Below are 15,934 nucleotides of genomic sequence, written 5' to 3'. Positions count from 1 at the left end.
CCGCGGAGCCTTATGCCATAAGGCTGCTATTCAAATTACCGAACCATAGCGAGACAGATTGACCGATACAGGGCTCTACCGCGCTGCAACGTGGAAAATGTGTATAAGTCAAGTCTTGACAAGCACTGAATCGGCAACCGGTGCGGGGTTGCGCCCTGTTTAGTGCCAATAGCGAAACGCCGCCACGCTGCAGTGCAGCATGACAGCGCTTGCGTTCAGCCGGCGGCTCCGCTACGGATCGCGCGGCTGTGGCTATGTACTTCGTCGACGAGTTCGGCGACGTGATCGGGCGACGTGAATTGCGAAATACCGTGCCCGAGGTTGAATACGTGGCCCGGATGGTTGCCATAGCTGTCGAGCACCGCACGCGCCTGCTCGCGCACCGCGGCCGGCGGCGCAAACAGGATCGTCGGGTCGAGGTTGCCCTGCAGCGCGACCTTGCCCGCAACGCGCTCGCGCGCCTGGCCGAGGTTGACCGTCCAGTCGAGCCCCACCGCGTCGACGCCGGTCGCCGCGATCTCCTCGAGCCACAGCCCGCCGCCCTTCGTGAACGTGATCACCGGCACGCGCTCGCCGTCGTGCTCGCGCTTGAGCTGCGAGACCACGCGGCGGATGTAGTCCAGCGAGAAGCGCTGGTACGCACCGTCCGCCAGCGCACCGCCCCACGTGTCGAAGATCATCACGGCCTGCGCGCCCGCTTCGATCTGCGCGTTCAGGTACGCGGCCACCGCCTGCGCATTCACGTCGAGGATCCGGTGCATCAGGTCGGGGCGCGAATACGCCATCGACTTCACCGTGCGGAAATCGTCCGACCCGCCGCCTTCGACCATGTAGCACGCGAGCGTCCACGGGCTGCCCGAAAAGCCGATCAGCGGCACGCGCTGGCGGCCCTGGCCGTCGGTCAGCGCGCGACGGATCTCGCGCACGGCGCCCGTCACGTAGCCGAGCGTTTCCTCGATGTCCGGCACCGCAAGCTTCGCAACGTCGGCCTCGGTACGCACCGGATGCGCGAACTTCGGCCCTTCGCCGACCTGGAAGTCGAGGCCGAGCCCCATCGCGTCCGGAATCGTCAGGATGTCCGAGAACAGGATCGCGGCGTCGAGCGGAAAGCGCTCGAGCGGCTGCAGCGTCACTTCGGTCGCGTAGTCGGGATGCTTCGCGAGACCGAGGAAGCTGCCGGCGCGGGCGCGCGTCGCGTTGTATTCGGGCAGGTAGCGGCCGGCCTGGCGCATCAGCCAGATCGGCGTGTAGTCGGTCGGCTCGCGCAGAAGCGCACGCAGGAAGGTGTCGTTGAGCAGGGTATGGGCCACGGTAGGAGCGACGATGCGAGGGCAAAGCGGCATTTTACCGGACAGCCGCCCTCAGGCTGCGCATGCCGACGCGATGGCGGCCATATGACGCGCGCGATGGCTCCGTTATGATCGGACGCTCATATCGAACGAAACGAAGGAGGAGACCAATGAAGACACTCGCCACGCTCGCCTCGGCCGCGCTGCTTTGCTGCGCCGCCGCGCACGCGCAGACCGGCGCGCACGCCGCTGCCGCCGCACCAGGCGTCGGCTCGCGGCTCGACGACGTGCTCGCGCGCGGCACGCTGCGCGTGTGCACGACGGGCGACTACAAGCCGTATTCGTACTACCGCGCGGACGGCCGCTTCGAGGGCATCGACATCGACATGGCCGAATCGCTCGCGAAGTCGCTCGGCGTGAAGACCGATTACGTGAAGACGAGCTGGCCGAACCTGACCGGCGACTTCGTCGCGAAATGCGACATCGCGGTGGGTGGCGTGTCGACGACGCTCGAGCGCCAGAAGCGCGTGTTCTTCACGCAGCCGTACGTGGTCGACGGCAAGACGCCGATCGTGCGCTGCGCGGACGTCGACAAATACCAGACCGTCGCGCAGATCGACCGGCCGGAAACGCGCGTGATCGTGAACCCGGGCGGCACCAACGAGCGTTTCGCGAAGCAGTATTTCACGCACGCGAACCTCACCGTCTATCCGGACAACGTAACGATCTTCAAGCAGATCCTCGCCGGCAAGGCGGACGTGATGGTGACGGATGCATCCGAGACGCAGCTGCAGCAAAAGCTCAATCCGGGCCTGTGCTCGGTGCATCCGGACAAGCCGTTCCAGTTCGGCGAGAAGGCGTACATGGTGCCGCGCGGCGACGTCGCGTTCCAGCAGTACGTCGATCAGTGGCTGCATCTCGCGCTGTCGACCGGCGAATACCAGGCGATTTCGGATAAATGGCTGAAGTAAGCAGGCTCGTGCGTGGCGGCCGATAGCGGGCACCGACCGCACATCAGCCGCCTGCAAAAGTCGCGGCGCGGCGGTGGCCCCATCACCGTCGTTACACTTCGCTGCAGTGTGCCGACGCCCCGAAAATCGGCGCGAAGCCACCGAATTGGCCGAACGGCCGACTTCCGCGCCTGCCAATCACGTTTCAAAATCTTTCTGACGAATGAATCGTCATGCGCGGTATCGGCCGGATGGCGCATTTTCTCGCGTGCAAATCGGCAATTCGTCGCGCCTGATACGCATGAAAAACGCATCGTGCGCATGTGCTGAAAACGCTGCGGAAAATATGGGTAAAAATGACCTTTTTCGACCCCTCAAAAACAGCAAAAAATCCCGGAAAGCCTTATCTGGCGGGCGTTACAACCTGAAACACTTTGTTACCGCGACGGGTCATTAATTCGCCCACAATGGCCTCAACGGTTTCAACACGGATGCGGTCTCGTGTGCCAAGTGTGAGCGGACGCGAAGCGCTGCGAGCCAGTCGGTCACGTACCGAAGCCCTTCCGAGGGGCATCCCTGTTGGAGTCGTTTCCGGCCCCCCGCCGGACTCGGTTTCATCTTTGGTCTCCTCGCGCTAACCCCGTAGCGTGTGGTTTTTAGCGGGCTAATAAGCCCGCTTTTTTTCGTCCATCGAAAACGCAACGGCCCGCAGGCCGCCGCGTTTTTCCCGCCTTCATGCCGCGCTAGGCGGTCTTCTGCACGTCGAGCTTCAGCTCCTCGATCATCCGGTCGCGCATCACGAACTTCTGCACCTTGCCCGTCACCGTCATCGGCAGCTCGTCGACGAAGCGAATGTAGCGCGGGATCTTGTAGTGCGCGATCTGCCCGTTGCAGAACGCACGCACGTCGTCCTCCGTCATCTGCTCGTCCGCGCGCAGCACGATCCACGCGCACAGCTCCTCGCCGTACTTCGCATCGGGCACGCCGAATACCTGCGCGCTCTGAATCTTCGGATGCCGAAACAGGAATTCCTCGATCTCGCGCGGATAGACGTTCTCGCCGCCGCGAATCACCATGTCCTTCAGCCGGCCGACGATGTTGCAGTAGCCGTCCGCATCGAGCGTCGCGAGGTCGCCCGTATGCATCCAGCCGTCCACCAGCACCTCGCGCGTCTTCGCGTCGTCGTCCCAGTAGCCGAGCATCACCGAATAACCCTTCGTGCACAGCTCGCCCGTCGTGCCGACCGGCACGATGGCGCCGCTCGGATCGACGATCTTCACTTCCAGGTGCGGCTGGATGCGCCCCACCGTCGTCGTGCGCTTCTCGAGCGGATCGTCGGTCGAGCTCTGGAACGACACGGGGCTCGTTTCCGTCATCCCGTACGCGATCGTGATCTCCGACAGATGCATCTGCGACACGACGCGCTTCATCGTCTCGATCGGGCACGGCGAACCGGCCATGATTCCGGTGCGCAGCGTCGACAGGTCGAATTTCGCGAACTCGGGGTGATCGAGCTCGGCGATGAACATCGTCGGTACGCCGTGCAGCGCGGTGCAACGCTCGTCGGCCACCGCCGCGAGCGTCGCGACCGGGTCGAACGCTTCGCCGGGGAACACCATCGTCGCGCCCTTCGACACGCATGCGAGCACCGCGAGCACCATCCCGAAGCAGTGATACAGCGGCACCGGGATGCACAGCGTGTCCTGCTCGGTGAAACGCATCGCCATCGCGATCGAGCGCCCGTTGTTGACGACGTTGCGGTGGGTGAGCGTCGCGCCCTTCGGGCTGCCGGTCGTGCCGCTGGTGAACTGGATGTTGATCGGCTCGCCGGCCGAGAGCGTCGCGCCGATCGCATCGAGCAATGCGGGATCGACGGCCTGGCGGCCGCGCGCCATCAGGTCCGCGAAGCGGAACATGCCGGGCGGCGCGACATCGCCCATCGACACGACCGTGCGCAGGCTCGGCACGCGCGCCGCATGCAGGTCACCCGGCGTCGCGGTCGCGAGCTCCGGCGCGATGGTCTGCAGCATCTCGACGTACGCGGACGTCTTGAAGCGCTCGGCGGCGATCACGGCCTTGCAGCCGACCTTGTTGAGCGCGTATTCGAGCTCCGACAGCCGGTAGGCCGGATTGATGTTGACGAGCACCGCGCCGATCCGCGCGGTCGCGAACTGCGTGAGCAGCCATTCGCTGCGGTTCGGCGACCAGATGCCGACGCGATCGCCCTTCACGATGCCGAGCGCGGCCAGGCCCGCAGCCAGCACGTCGACCTCGTTCGCGAACTCGCGCCAGGTCCAGCGCACCTGCTGCGCGCGGAACACGACGGCCGGACGATCGGGAAAGCGCCCGGCCGTGTCGAGCAGGAACCGGCCGATCGTCGCTTCGGAGAGCGGCACATCGGTCGTGCCGCGCACATACGACAAGCCGTTTTCGGGCGCGATCAGCGCGCCCACGCCAAGGTCTGCTGCCATGAATGTCTCCGTCCTTTTTGTCTGATCGGCCTGCGCGCTTCCTGCGCCCGCCTCCGTCGCTTACTCGCGACGAATGGCCTCAACCCGGATGATGACGCGCGCGGCTGACGATACTCTGACAGCAAATCACGGCGAACGGATGAAATAGCACGACCGGACGGAATGATCCGGCCCGCAAAAATCAGACGAACACGACGGACGAAAAAAAAGCAGCCCGAAGGCTGCTTTTCTTTCGCGGGACACGCGGCGCGGCTCAGTGCCGGCTGCGAATCTTCGCCAGACGCTGGATCGCCTCGAGCTGCGCCATCGCGGTCGCGAGCTCGGATTGCGCCTTCGCGAGGTCGAGATCCGACTTCGCGTTCTGCAGCGTTTCCTCGGCACGCTTGCGTGCTTCCTCGGCTTTCGCCGCGTCGAGGTCCTTGCCGCGGATCGCGGTATCGGCGAGCACCGTCACGGCGCCCGGCTGCACTTCGAGAATGCCGCCCGCGACGAACACGAATTCGTCGTTGCCGCCCTCGACTTCGATGCGCACCGCACCCGGACGAATCCGCGTGATCAGCGGCGTGTGGCCCGGCAGAATGCCCAGCTCACCCGTTTCGCCCGGCAGCGCGACGAATTTCGCCTCGCCCGAGAAGATCTGCTCTTCCGCGCTGACGACGTCTACTTTGATGGTTGCCATATCGACTCCTGTCGATCGGAGCGGACGCTAAAACGCCCACTTCGATCCCATGCACGGCGGATTGAGCATATTGCGTGGGTGCCGTGTCCCCTATTGCCAGTGCTATAGGAGAATCAACGGCCAACGGCACCCGCTGCGTTACGCCCGACCCTTACGAGATCTTCTTGGCCTTTTCGAAGGCTTCGTCGATCGTGCCGACCATGTAGAACGCCTGTTCCGGCAGGTGGTCGCACTCGCCGTCGACGATCATCTTGAAGCCGCGGATCGTTTCCTTCAGCGGCACGTACTTGCCCGGCGAGCCCGTGAACACTTCAGCAACGTGGAACGGCTGCGACAGGAAACGCTGGATCTTACGCGCGCGCGCGACCGACAGCTTGTCTTCCGGCGACAGTTCGTCCATGCCCAGAATCGCGATGATGTCGCGCAGTTCCTTGTAGCGCTGCAGCGTCTGCTGAACGCGACGGGTGATCGAGTAGTGCTCTTCACCGATCACGTTCGGGTCGATCTGGCGCGACGTCGAGTCGAGCGGGTCGACCGCCGGGTAGATACCCAGCGAAGCGATGTCACGCGACAGAACGACGGTTGCGTCCAGGTGGCCGAAGGTCGTAGCCGGCGACGGGTCGGTCAAGTCATCCGCAGGGACGTACACGGCCTGGACCGACGTAATCGAGCCCTTCTTGGTCGACGTGATGCGCTCTTGCAGCTTGCCCATTTCTTCAGCCAGCGTCGGCTGATAGCCCACTGCCGACGGCATACGGCCGAGCAGTGCCGACACTTCGGTACCGGCCAGCGTGAAACGGTAGATGTTGTCGACGAAGAACAGCACGTCGAGGCCTTCGTCACGGAAGTGCTCGGCCATCGTCAGGCCGGTCAGCGCGACGCGCAGACGGTTGCCCGGCGGCTCGTTCATCTGGCCGTACACCAGCGCGACCTTGTCGAGAACGTTCGAGTCCTTCATTTCGTGGTAGAAGTCGTTCCCTTCACGGGTACGCTCGCCCACGCCCGCGAACACGGAGTAACCGCCGTGCTCCTTCGCGATGTTGTTGATGAGCTCCATCATGTTGACGGTCTTGCCCACGCCAGCACCGCCGAACAGGCCAACCTTGCCGCCCTTTGCGAACGGGCAGATCAGGTCGATGACCTTGATACCCGTTTCGAGCAGTTCGGTCGACGGCGACAGTTCGTCGAACGCCGGAGCCTTCTGGTGGATCGAACGCGTCACGTCGCTCTCGATCGGGCCGGCTTCGTCGATCGGACGGCCAAGCACGTCCATGATTCGGCCGAGGGTCGGCTTGCCGACCGGCACCGAGATCGGCTTTGCCGTGTTCTTCACGGTCAGGCCGCGGCGCAGGCCGTCGGATGCACCCAGACAGATGGTACGGACAACGCCGTCGCCCAGCTGCTGCTGGACTTCGAGCGTCAGTTCCGAGCCATCGAGAATGAGCGCGTCGTAGATCTTCGGCATGCTGTCGCGCGGGAATTCCACGTCGATAACGGCGCCGATGCACTGTACGATCTTGCCTTCTACCAAAGCAGCAGTACTCATCGCTTTTCCTTTAAATACCTGATTCTTTACTCGCGCAAAGGCGCAGTTGTCGTCCCGGGCGCGCGCTTAAACAGCGGCTGCGCCGCCGACGATCTCCGACAGTTCTTTCGTGATCGCGGCCTGACGGCTCTTGTTGTATACGAGCTGCAGTTCGCTGATCACCGTCTTCGCGTTGTCGGACGCGGCCTTCATCGCGACCATGCGCGCCGATTGCTCGGACGCCATGTTTTCCGCGACGGCCTGGTACACCAGCGCCTCGACGTAACGCACGAGCAGTTCGTCGACGACTGCCTGCGCGTCCGGCTCGTAGATGTAGTCCCACGACGTGGCCGGCGTACCATCATCGGCTTCGAAGTGTTCCGACGACAGCGGCAGCAGCTGCTCGATCACGGCTTCCTGCTTCATCGTGTTGACGAAGCGCGTGTAAGCGATATAAACCGCCGACAGCTTGCCTTCCGAGTACAGGTCGAGCTGCGTCTTCACGGCGCCGATCAGCTTGTCCAGGTGCGGGGTGTCGCCGAGGTGCACGACCTGCGACATCACCTTCGCGCCGAAGCGGTTCAGGAACCCGAGGCCCTTGCTACCGATCGCGGTGGCTTCGACCTTCTGGCCCTTCTCTTCCAGCTCCTTGAACTTCTGCACCGTCGCACGCAGCACGTTGGTGTTCAGACCGCCGCACAGACCCTTGTCCGTCGTGACAAGGATGATGCCGGCCGTCTGCGCGCCTTCGTTCGCCACCATGAACGGGTGGCGGTACTCCGGGTTCGCGCGGCTCATGTGCGCGGCGATGGCACGGACCTTGTCCGCATACGGACGAGCGGCGCGCATGCGTTCCTGCGCGCGGCGCATCTTCGATGCGGCCACCATCTCCATCGCCTTCGTGATCTTGCGCGTGTTCTGCACGCTCTTGATCTTGCCGCGAATTTCCTTCATTCCAGCCATAGCTTGCTCCTTGACCGAAGCGGCGCGGGCGCATCAGCACCCGCGCGGCCTCAGTGTGTCACTCGCGGATCAATAGGCACCGGACTTCTTGAAGGATTCGATCGCCGAGCGCAGTGCGCCTTCGTCGTCCTTCGAGAGATCCTTGGTGTCTTCGATGCGCTTGATGAGGTCAGCGTGGCTGGTCTTCAGGTTTTCGCGCAGACCCTTCTCGAACGACAGCACTTGCTTGACGTCGAGGTCGTCGAGGTAGCCGTTGTTTGCGGCGTACAGCGACACGGCCAGTTCCCACACCTGCAGCGGCTGGTACTGCGGCTGCTTCAGCAGTTCCGTCACGCGGCGGCCGCGCTCGAGCTGCTTGCGGGTCGCTTCGTCGAGGTCCGATGCGAACTGCGCGAATGCCGCCAGTTCACGATACTGCGCGAGGTCGGTACGGATACCGCCCGACAGCTTCTTCACGACCTTCGTCTGAGCGGCGCCACCGACTCGCGACACCGACACGCCGGCGTTGATTGCCGGGCGGATGCCTGCGTTGAACAGGTCGGTTTCCAGGAAGATCTGGCCGTCGGTAATCGAGATCACGTTCGTCGGAACGAACGCGGTCACGTCGCCAGCCTGCGTTTCGATGACCGGCAGTGCCGTCAGCGAGCCGCTCTTGCCCTTCACTTCGCCGTTCGTGAACTTCTCGACGTACTCTTCCGACACGCGAGCAGCACGCTCGAGCAGACGCGAGTGGAGATAGAACACGTCGCCCGGGTACGCTTCACGGCCCGGCGGGCGGCGCAGCAGCAGCGAGATCTGACGGTATGCCCAGGCTTGCTTGGTCAAGTCGTCATAGATGATCAGCGCGTCTTGGCCGCGGTCGCGGAAGTATTCGCCCATCGTGCAGCCGGCGTACGGTGCGAGGTACTGCATCGCTGCCGAATCCGAAGCCGAAGCGGCGACGACGATCGTGTATTCCATCGCGCCCGTTTCTTCGAGCTTGCGAACCACGTTCATGATCGACGAAGCCTTCTGGCCGATCGCGACGTAGATACAGATCAGGTCCTTGCCCTTCTGGTTGATGATCGCGTCGAGCGCCACCGCGGTCTTGCCGCACTGACGGTCGCCGATGATCAGCTCACGCTGGCCACGGCCGATCGGCACCATTGCGTCGATCGACTTGATGCCCGTCTGCACCGGCTGCGACACCGACTTACGCCAGATCACGCCCGGGGCGATCTTTTCGATCGCGTCGGTCAGCTTGGCGTTGACCGGGCCCTTGCCGTCGATCGGGTTGCCGAGCGCGTCGACCACGCGGCCGACGAGTTCCGGACCAACCGGGACTTCGAGAATGCGGCCCGTCGTCTTGACGATGTCGCCTTCCGAGATGTGTTCGTATTCGCCGAGAATCACCGCGCCGACCGAGTCGCGCTCGAGGTTCAGCGCGAGGCCGAACGTGTTGCCCGGAAACTCGAGCATTTCGCCCTGCATCACGTCCGACAGGCCGTGGATACGCACGATGCCGTCGGTCACGGAGATCACGGTGCCCTGGTTGCGAACGTCTGCGCTCGCTTCAAGGCCCTGGATCCGGCTCTTGATCAGCTCGCTGATCTCAGAGGGATTGAGTTGCATTATTCGCTCCTGATAGTCAATTCTGTTGCGTGCCGGCGTGGCGCTCAGGCGGTCAACGCAGCCTGCATCGATGCGAGGCGCGCGCGAACCGAGGTGTCGAGCACTTCGTCGCCGACCGTCACGCGCACGCCGCCAATCAGCGACGAATCGACTGCGACCGTCGGTTTCAGCTTGCGCTTGAACTTGCGTTCGAGGCCCGAGACGAGACTCTCGAGATCCGCGCCGTTCAGCGGGAACGCGCTCACGATCTCGGCGTCGGCTGCACCTTCACGTTCGTTCTTGAGCGCCTCGAACTGCTCGGCGATTTCCGGCAGCAGCGCGATGCGATGATTGTCGACCAGCATCTGCACGAAGTTCTTCGCTTCGGCGCCAGTTCCGAGCGGCGACTTCACCGCAGCAAGCAGCAACTCGGCTACTTGCGTGCGCGTCACCTTCGGGCTCGACGCGACCGACAGGACTTCCGGCAGACGCGCAACCTGGGCCAGCTCTTGCACGAGCGTGGACCAGGCGGCGATGTCACCGCCCTCGGCCACGCGGAACAGCGCTTCTGCGTAAGGGCGGGCGATGGTTGCAAGTTCGGCCATGATCAGAGCTCGGCTTTCAGTTGATTCAGCAGTTGGGCGTGGGCCGTTTGATCGACTTCGCGCTTCAGGATCTGCTCGGCGCCCTTCACGGCCAGCGTAGCGACTTCACCACGCAGCGCTTCGCGCGCCTTCACGATTTGCTGTTCTGCTTCCGCCTTCGCCTGGGCGATGATGCGGGCGGCTTCAGCCTGGGCGTTGGCCTTGATTTCCTCGGCGACCGCCTGGGCACGCTTTTCAGCGTCGGCGATGCGCTGCTGGCCGTCATTGCGGGCCTGCGCGAGTTCCTGGTCCACGCGCTTGTGCGCTGCGTCGAGTTCTGCCTTGCCCTTCTCGGCGGCGGCGAGGCCGTCGGCGATCTTCTTCGAACGTTCGTCGAGGGCGTTGATCAACGGCGGCCACACGAATTTCATCGTGAACCACGCGAGGACCAGGAACACGACCATTTGCGCAAACAGAGTTGCGTTGAGATTCACGGTGTTTCCTTATCTGCTATTCCGGAAAAATGAAACGGTAAGGCGCTCATCGAGTTGCATTCGATCAGCGCCCCAAGTCTCCGTTCCGCCCTGCGCCGGCTTGCGCCGGACGCATATTTCCGAGGAACCTTAGCCTGCGAGCTTCGACAGGAGCGGGTTCGCGAACGCGAACAGCATTGCAACACCCACGCCGATCAGGAATGCCGCGTCGATCAGACCAGCCAGCAGGAACATCTTCGTTTGCAGCGGGTTGATGAGTTCCGGCTGACGTGCGCAGGCTTCGATGTACTTACCACCCATCAGCGCGATACCGATACAGGCGCCGATTGCACCCAGGCCGATGATGATGCCGATACCGATGGCGGTCAGACCCTGGATGTTGGCGATGTAAGCTTGCATGATCACTCCTTTGTGAAAAGACTTGGAACTGAGATTTAAAAAACTAAAACGGAAACTCTTTCTTGCACGCCGCGCTTAGTGCTTGTCGTGCGCCTGGCCGAGATACACCAGCGTCAGCATCATGAAAATGAATGCCTGCAACAGAACAATCAGGATGTGGAAGATTGCCCAGACGCTACCCGCGATCACATGACCAACGAAGCCGAGGAACGTTGCGTCGCCACCGAAGCTCCACATGCTGCCGAGCAGGGCGATCAACAGGAACAACAGCTCACCCGCGTACATGTTGCCGAACAGCCGCATACCGAGGGAGACGGTCTTCGCGAGATATTCGACGATGTTGAGCGCGAGGTTCGGGATCCACAGCAGCGGGTGGGCGCCAAACGGTGCCGACAGCAGCTCATGCACAAAGCCGCCCGCGCCCTTGATCTTGATGCTGTAGTAGATCATCAGGACGAACACGCCGAGCGCGATGCCGAGCGTGCCGTTCAGGTCGGCCGTCGGGACGATGCGATGGTGGGAAATCACGTCCGACAGACCAAGCAGGCCGATCACGCGGCCCGGCAGGTCGACCGGGAGGAAGTCGAGGGAGTTCATCAGCGCGACCCACACGAACACCGTGAGTGCGAGCGGGGCGATGAAGGTACGATTGCCGTGAACGATGGCCTTCGATTGGTCTTCGACCATCTCGACGAGCATCTCGATCGCGCACTGGAAACGGCCCGGCACGCCCGACGTCGCCTTGCGGGCAGCCAGACGCAACAGGAGGATCGTCACGATGCCGCAAACGATCGACCAGAACAGCGTGTCGAGATTCCAGACGTGGATGTCGAAAATCGACGTCTGATGCGAGGTGGAGAAATTCTGCAAGTGGTGCGCAATGTACTCGGACGGATCCGGACCGCGCGTGCCTTCGCTAGCTGCCATATCGTTAATGCCACCCAAATTGTCGAAAATCGTTTTGCCCGTTCCGCAACACGCTATTGCGGGAACGGGCTGGTGCGGTTCGTTGTCGAAACCGCACGCTGCTTGTTCCTTACCGCCAGGCCAGCGCGATCCAGTACGTCTTCAGCACGACGAGGTACGTGACGAGGAACGGCACCCAGTGCACGCCGGACCAGCCGAACGCCACTGCAGTGAACATCCCGATCGTCAGAGCGAGCTTCAGGGCTTCGCCCATCACCCAGCTCATCACGGTGGCCGAGCCACCTGCCTTCAGTCGTGCCACGAATACCGCACTGGGCACCCAGCCAATCGCTCCGCCCAGAAACGCGGATTGCGCAGCGGCGCCCGGCGACTTTGAAAACAGCCACCACGCCAGCGTTGCAACCAGGGACAGAACCACTTGCGCGAATACCACCTTATAGGGGGTCACGCGCGAGGGCTTGCTCACGTTCGGGCCGAACAGCTTTTCGGCGTCTGCCCGCGTGAGCGGAACGATGTTGTTATCTTGCTGCTCGGCATCCCAGTCATCGTCGAATTCGCGCCGCTCGCCGGCCGCTGAAGCGGTGCGTTGCGTGCGCTGATCATCGTGCCTGTCGTCCGGCGCCTGACCCGCCATCGCAATCTTCCGCAAAATCCTTGAACCCGGCCCCAAGCTTTCTGAAAGCTTTCAGGGGTGCCTAGCTAACAAATCCGGGCGATTGTAAGCGATAGTTGCAAGTGATTCAAGGCTTTAGACGCGACAAAAACCTGCGTAAAACGACGCCTCATCATGTGAAAAAACGGGCGATTCGACGACGTACGATGACAGTTGTAAGGTCGCTTTTTTGCACCGGTATTTCTTGCTCGAAAAAATCCGGCGACGAGGGAATGGCGAGGAAACGATGCCCGGCGCGGGTGCCGTCAGGGCGGCACGATCACCACCCAGCGCCCACGCTGTGGCGCGACTCCGGGCTCGAGTTCAGCACGAAGCCCCGAACAGACGAAACTCTGTGATCACCCGGCCGCGCCGGATGCGCGAAATCCGGACTGATGCTGACGCAACGAATTATCCAATCAGTTGTCATGCCACCACAGTCGATCGACTGTGGAGTGCAGCACTTATCAACAGCCCCACACTAGCGCGAATGCTGTGCGCCCTCCCCGCCACCCGAATGGCACGCCTGTGCCACACGCATCCGCATCGTTCAACCGTGAACGAGCAGCCACGCGCCGACTGCCGCACTGGCGAGCGCGAACGGAATCGAGACCAGGTGGAACGGCAGCCACATGCGCGGCTCCTTCGCGAGACGCACCGCGATCAGGTTCGCCAGCGAGCCGATCGCGAAACCGAATCCGCCGACCGATACGCCGAACGCGAGCGCACGCCAGTCATGCGTGAACTCCGACAGCAGGATCGCGGCCGGCACGTTGCTGATGCCCTGCGACAGCACGGCACCGGCCGCAAAGATGCGCAGCGGTGAATCGAGATTCGCATGCGCAATCGCATCATGGATGACGGGCAGCGCAGCCGCGCTACGCAGCACGACGAACATCAGCACGAAGATCAGCAGCAGCAGCCAGTCAATCTTCAGGACTGCGTCACGTTTGGCGACGAGCAGCACGACCGCGACGGCAAGCAGGCCCGGCAGCGGATGGTGCGCATCGGCGAGCAGCACGAAGGCCGCGAACAGCACCGCCGCGATCAGCGCGTGCAGGCGTTGGACGGGAATGGCGACGACGTCGCCGGACAGGTCGAGCGGTTTGGCACGAAACGCGCACGCGGTCAGCACGAGCAGCAGCGCCATCAGCGCGATCGCGAGCGGCCCAAGCGTGACCACGAAGCGGCCGAACGACACGCCGCTCAATTGCCACAGGAAAAGATTCTGGGGATTGCCGAGCGGCGTCGCGACGGACCCCGCGTTGACGGCCAGCGCGACGACGATCACGAGCCGCCGGAACGGCAGCGGCGTCAGCGCACGCAGCGACACCATCAGCGGCACGACGACGAACAGCGCGACGTCGTTGGTGAGCCACATCGACAGCAACGCGGCGAACCCGACGAGCAGCATCGCGAGCCCGCGTTCGGAGTGCACGTGGTGCACGATGCGGTGTGCGAGCCACATCAGGCAGCCGGACAACTCGAGCGCCTTGGTCAGCATCAGCAGGCCCGCGAGCGTCGCGACCGTCTGCCAGTCGACGCGATCGGCCAACACGGAAAATGGTTGCGGACGCACCCATTGCAGCACGATCAGCCCAAGCACGAGCACCGATAGCACGGGCTCCTGCGCAAGCCACCCCAACCACCGGCGCGGCGCCGGTGCGTCCGTCTCCGTCATGCGCCGCCCTTTACTCTTCGGTTGCGACGTTGCCGCGCAGTCGCACGAGAATGCCCTCGAGCGCGTCGAGGTTGCCGAAGTCGATCGTCACCTGCCCTCGCCCGCGGCGGCCAAGCTTGATCTTCACCGTCGACGCGAGGAGGTCGGACAACTCCTCCTCGAGACGGCGCGTATCGCGACCGCCATCGTCCTTCGCGCGCGCCTTCACCGCCGGCGCTTCCTTCGTCGTGTGCGTGACGAGCTTCTCGGTCTCACGCACCGACATGCGCTTGTTGACGACCTGATGGGCGAGCGTGATCTGCGTGGCCGCATCGACCGCGAGCAGCGCGCGCGCGTGCCCCATGTCGAGATCACCGGCCAGCAGCATCGTCTGCACCGGCGAAGCCAGGTTCAGCAGGCGCAGCAGGTTCGATACCGCGCTGCGCGAACGGCCGACCGATTCGGCCGCCTGTTCGTGCGTGAAACCGAACTCGTCGAGCAGGCGCTGGATGCCGTGCGCTTCTTCAAGCGGGTTCAGATCCTCGCGCTGGATGTTCTCGATCAGCGCCATCGCCGCGGCGGCCTGATCCGATACGTCCTTCACGAGCACCGGCACTTCATCGAGACCCGCCAGGCGCGCCGCACGGAAACGGCGCTCACCCGCGATGATCTCGTATTTGTCTGATGAAATGGGCCGTACCAGGATCGGCTGCATCACGCCCTGCGCGCGAATGCTCGCCGCGAGCTCCTGCAGGCTGCCTTCGTCCATCCGCGTACGCGGCTGGTATTTGCCGGCCTGCAGCTTGCCGAGCGCGAGCGTGTTCGGTGCCCCTTCGATCTTCACCGCTTCGGTGATATCGGCACTGCCGCCGAGCAGCGCTTCGAGGCCACGTCCCAAGCCCTTCTTCTTTGGTACCGCGTTCATGTCTTTCTTCCTCGCTTCGCTCATGTCCGGATCACGACACCTCGAACGCGCGAACGCGGTCGATCATCTCGGCACCGAACTGGAGATACGCTTGCGCACCGCGCGAGCTGCGGTCGAACACGACGCCCGGCAGCCCGTAACTCGGCGCTTCCGCCAGGCGCACGTTACGCGGAATCACCGCGTCGAACACCTTGTCGCCGAAGTGCGCTTTCAGTTGATCGGAAACTTGCTGCTGCAGCGTGATGCGCGGATCGAACATCACGCGCAGCAAGCCGATGATCTTCAGGTCTCGGTTCATGTTCGCGTGAACCTGCTTGATCGTGTTGACGAGGTCCGACAACCCTTCCAGTGCGAAGTACTCGCACTGCATCGGAATCACGACGCCGTGCGCCGCGCACAGCCCGTTCAGCGTCAGCAGCGACAGCGTCGGCGGACAGTCGATCAGCACGAAGTCGTAGTCGTCGGACACGCGCTCGAGCGCAGCCTTCAGCCGGCGCTCGCGGTTGTCGATGCTGATCAGTTCGATCTCGGCACCGGACAGCTCGCGATTCGCGGGCAGCACGTCGTAGGTGACGCCGTCCGGACGGATGCGCGCATCGGTCACCGACACGCCGTCGACCAGCACCTCGTACACGGTCGCTTCGCAAGCAGCCTTGTCGATCCCGCTGCCCATCGTCGCGTTACCCTGCGGGTCGAGATCGATCAGCAGGACTCGTTGCTCCTGCGCTGCAAGGCTTGCGGCGAGATTGACCGATGTCGTCGTCTTGCCGACGCCCCCCTTCTGGTTCGCAACGCAGAAGATCTTTGCCATCGTTGGTGTGTTCCC

At 63.3% G+C, this 15,934-nt stretch carries 15 protein-coding genes; 1 reads left to right on the top strand and 14 read right to left on the bottom strand.

The genetic code is table 11. The annotated features are described in order from the left end of the window. Positions 1-215 precede the first annotated feature (215 nt). A complete protein-coding gene (hemE, locus tag CFB39_RS00500; protein ID WP_279608683.1) occupies positions 216-1,310 on the bottom strand; it encodes a uroporphyrinogen decarboxylase in 1,095 nt (364 codons plus the stop codon). Positions 1,311-1,459: 149 nt separating this feature from the next. Between hemE and CFB39_RS00495 the strand changes: the two genes are divergently transcribed. Next, complete coding sequence (locus CFB39_RS00495; RefSeq protein ID WP_089471880.1) at positions 1,460-2,260, top strand: transporter substrate-binding domain-containing protein; 801 nt, start codon at positions 1,460-1,462, stop codon at positions 2,258-2,260. A 722-nt stretch (positions 2,261-2,982) separates the two neighbouring features. Here the strand turns inward: CFB39_RS00495 and CFB39_RS00485 are convergent. The 13 genes from CFB39_RS00485 to CFB39_RS00425 all read right to left on the bottom strand — a co-directional run bounded on the left by CFB39_RS00485 (position 2,983) and on the right by CFB39_RS00425 (position 15,919). Beyond that, positions 2,983-4,710: an AMP-binding protein gene (locus CFB39_RS00485; protein WP_089471879.1), complete on the bottom strand. Its 1,728-nt coding sequence runs from the start codon at positions 4,708-4,710 to the stop codon at positions 2,983-2,985. 253 nt (positions 4,711-4,963) lie between these two features. After that, entirely contained in the window at positions 4,964-5,389 is a 426-nt protein-coding gene (locus CFB39_RS00480) for a F0F1 ATP synthase subunit epsilon (protein WP_006477288.1), read from the bottom strand. A 151-nt stretch (positions 5,390-5,540) separates the two neighbouring features. Next, a complete protein-coding gene (gene atpD / locus CFB39_RS00475) occupies positions 5,541-6,935 on the bottom strand; it encodes a F0F1 ATP synthase subunit beta (protein ID WP_039322510.1) in 1,395 nt (464 codons plus the stop codon). Positions 6,936-7,001: 66 nt separating this feature from the next. Then, on the bottom strand, positions 7,002-7,877 hold the full coding sequence (gene atpG, locus CFB39_RS00470) for a F0F1 ATP synthase subunit gamma (RefSeq protein WP_039351431.1): 876 nt from the start codon (positions 7,875-7,877) through the stop codon (positions 7,002-7,004). Between the two features lie 69 nt (positions 7,878-7,946). Then, positions 7,947-9,488, bottom strand: a complete 1,542-nt coding sequence (gene atpA, locus CFB39_RS00465; RefSeq protein WP_021160444.1) for a F0F1 ATP synthase subunit alpha — start codon at positions 9,486-9,488, stop codon at positions 7,947-7,949. A 44-nt stretch (positions 9,489-9,532) separates the two neighbouring features. Then, positions 9,533-10,072: a F0F1 ATP synthase subunit delta gene (locus CFB39_RS00460; RefSeq protein ID WP_089471878.1), complete on the bottom strand. Its 540-nt coding sequence runs from the start codon at positions 10,070-10,072 to the stop codon at positions 9,533-9,535. 2 nt (positions 10,073-10,074) lie between these two features. Further along, positions 10,075-10,545: a F0F1 ATP synthase subunit B gene (locus CFB39_RS00455; protein WP_039351436.1), complete on the bottom strand. Its 471-nt coding sequence runs from the start codon at positions 10,543-10,545 to the stop codon at positions 10,075-10,077. 129 nt (positions 10,546-10,674) lie between these two features. After that, positions 10,675-10,944: a F0F1 ATP synthase subunit C gene (atpE, locus tag CFB39_RS00450; RefSeq protein ID WP_006482730.1), complete on the bottom strand. Its 270-nt coding sequence runs from the start codon at positions 10,942-10,944 to the stop codon at positions 10,675-10,677. Positions 10,945-11,019: 75 nt separating this feature from the next. Next, complete coding sequence (gene atpB / locus CFB39_RS00445; protein ID WP_039351439.1) at positions 11,020-11,871, bottom strand: F0F1 ATP synthase subunit A; 852 nt, start codon at positions 11,869-11,871, stop codon at positions 11,020-11,022. A gap of 109 nt (positions 11,872-11,980) precedes the next feature. After that, a complete protein-coding gene (locus CFB39_RS00440; RefSeq protein ID WP_089424151.1) occupies positions 11,981-12,505 on the bottom strand; it encodes an ATP synthase subunit I in 525 nt (174 codons plus the stop codon). A 568-nt stretch (positions 12,506-13,073) separates the two neighbouring features. After that, positions 13,074-14,204, bottom strand: a complete 1,131-nt coding sequence (locus CFB39_RS00435) for an SLC13 family permease (protein ID WP_089471877.1) — start codon at positions 14,202-14,204, stop codon at positions 13,074-13,076. Between the two features lie 10 nt (positions 14,205-14,214). Beyond that, the gene (locus tag CFB39_RS00430; RefSeq protein ID WP_027788713.1) at positions 14,215-15,108 is read right to left on the bottom strand and encodes a ParB/RepB/Spo0J family partition protein; all 894 of its coding nucleotides are present in this window, start codon (positions 15,106-15,108) and stop codon (positions 14,215-14,217) included. A 31-nt stretch (positions 15,109-15,139) separates the two neighbouring features. Next, positions 15,140-15,919: a ParA family protein gene (locus tag CFB39_RS00425; protein WP_089424149.1), complete on the bottom strand. Its 780-nt coding sequence runs from the start codon at positions 15,917-15,919 to the stop codon at positions 15,140-15,142. Between the last annotated feature and the right edge of the window lie 15 nt (positions 15,920-15,934).

It is taken from the genome of Burkholderia sp. AU6039 (assembly GCF_002223365.1).
In the GTDB taxonomy this organism is placed as follows: domain Bacteria; phylum Pseudomonadota; class Gammaproteobacteria; order Burkholderiales; family Burkholderiaceae; genus Burkholderia.
This window is presented reverse-complemented; position numbering and strand designations above follow the sequence as displayed.

Excerpts from the sequence above, each read along its gene's own strand:
- CFB39_RS00495 (WP_089471880.1), top strand. The coding sequence starts at position 1,460 with ATGAAGACACTCGCCACGCTCGCCTCGGCCGCGCTGCTTTGCTGCGCC.
- CFB39_RS00485 (WP_089471879.1), bottom strand. The coding sequence starts at position 4,710 with ATGGCAGCAGACCTTGGCGTGGGCGCGCTGATCGCGCCCGAAAACGGC.
- CFB39_RS00480 (WP_006477288.1), bottom strand. The coding sequence starts at position 5,389 with ATGGCAACCATCAAAGTAGACGTCGTCAGCGCGGAAGAGCAGATCTTC.
- atpD (WP_039322510.1), bottom strand. The coding sequence starts at position 6,935 with ATGAGTACTGCTGCTTTGGTAGAAGGCAAGATCGTACAGTGCATCGGC.
- atpG (WP_039351431.1), bottom strand. The coding sequence starts at position 7,877 with ATGGCTGGAATGAAGGAAATTCGCGGCAAGATCAAGAGCGTGCAGAAC.
- atpA (WP_021160444.1), bottom strand. The coding sequence starts at position 9,488 with ATGCAACTCAATCCCTCTGAGATCAGCGAGCTGATCAAGAGCCGGATC.
- CFB39_RS00460 (WP_089471878.1), bottom strand. The coding sequence starts at position 10,072 with ATGGCCGAACTTGCAACCATCGCCCGCCCTTACGCAGAAGCGCTGTTC.
- atpE (WP_006482730.1), bottom strand. The coding sequence starts at position 10,944 with ATGCAAGCTTACATCGCCAACATCCAGGGTCTGACCGCCATCGGTATC.
- atpB (WP_039351439.1), bottom strand. The coding sequence starts at position 11,871 with ATGGCAGCTAGCGAAGGCACGCGCGGTCCGGATCCGTCCGAGTACATT.
- CFB39_RS00440 (WP_089424151.1), bottom strand. The coding sequence starts at position 12,505 with ATGGCGGGTCAGGCGCCGGACGACAGGCACGATGATCAGCGCACGCAA.
- CFB39_RS00435 (WP_089471877.1), bottom strand. The coding sequence starts at position 14,204 with ATGACGGAGACGGACGCACCGGCGCCGCGCCGGTGGTTGGGGTGGCTT.
- CFB39_RS00430 (WP_027788713.1), bottom strand. The coding sequence starts at position 15,108 with ATGAACGCGGTACCAAAGAAGAAGGGCTTGGGACGTGGCCTCGAAGCG.
- CFB39_RS00425 (WP_089424149.1), bottom strand. The coding sequence starts at position 15,919 with ATGGCAAAGATCTTCTGCGTTGCGAACCAGAAGGGGGGCGTCGGCAAG.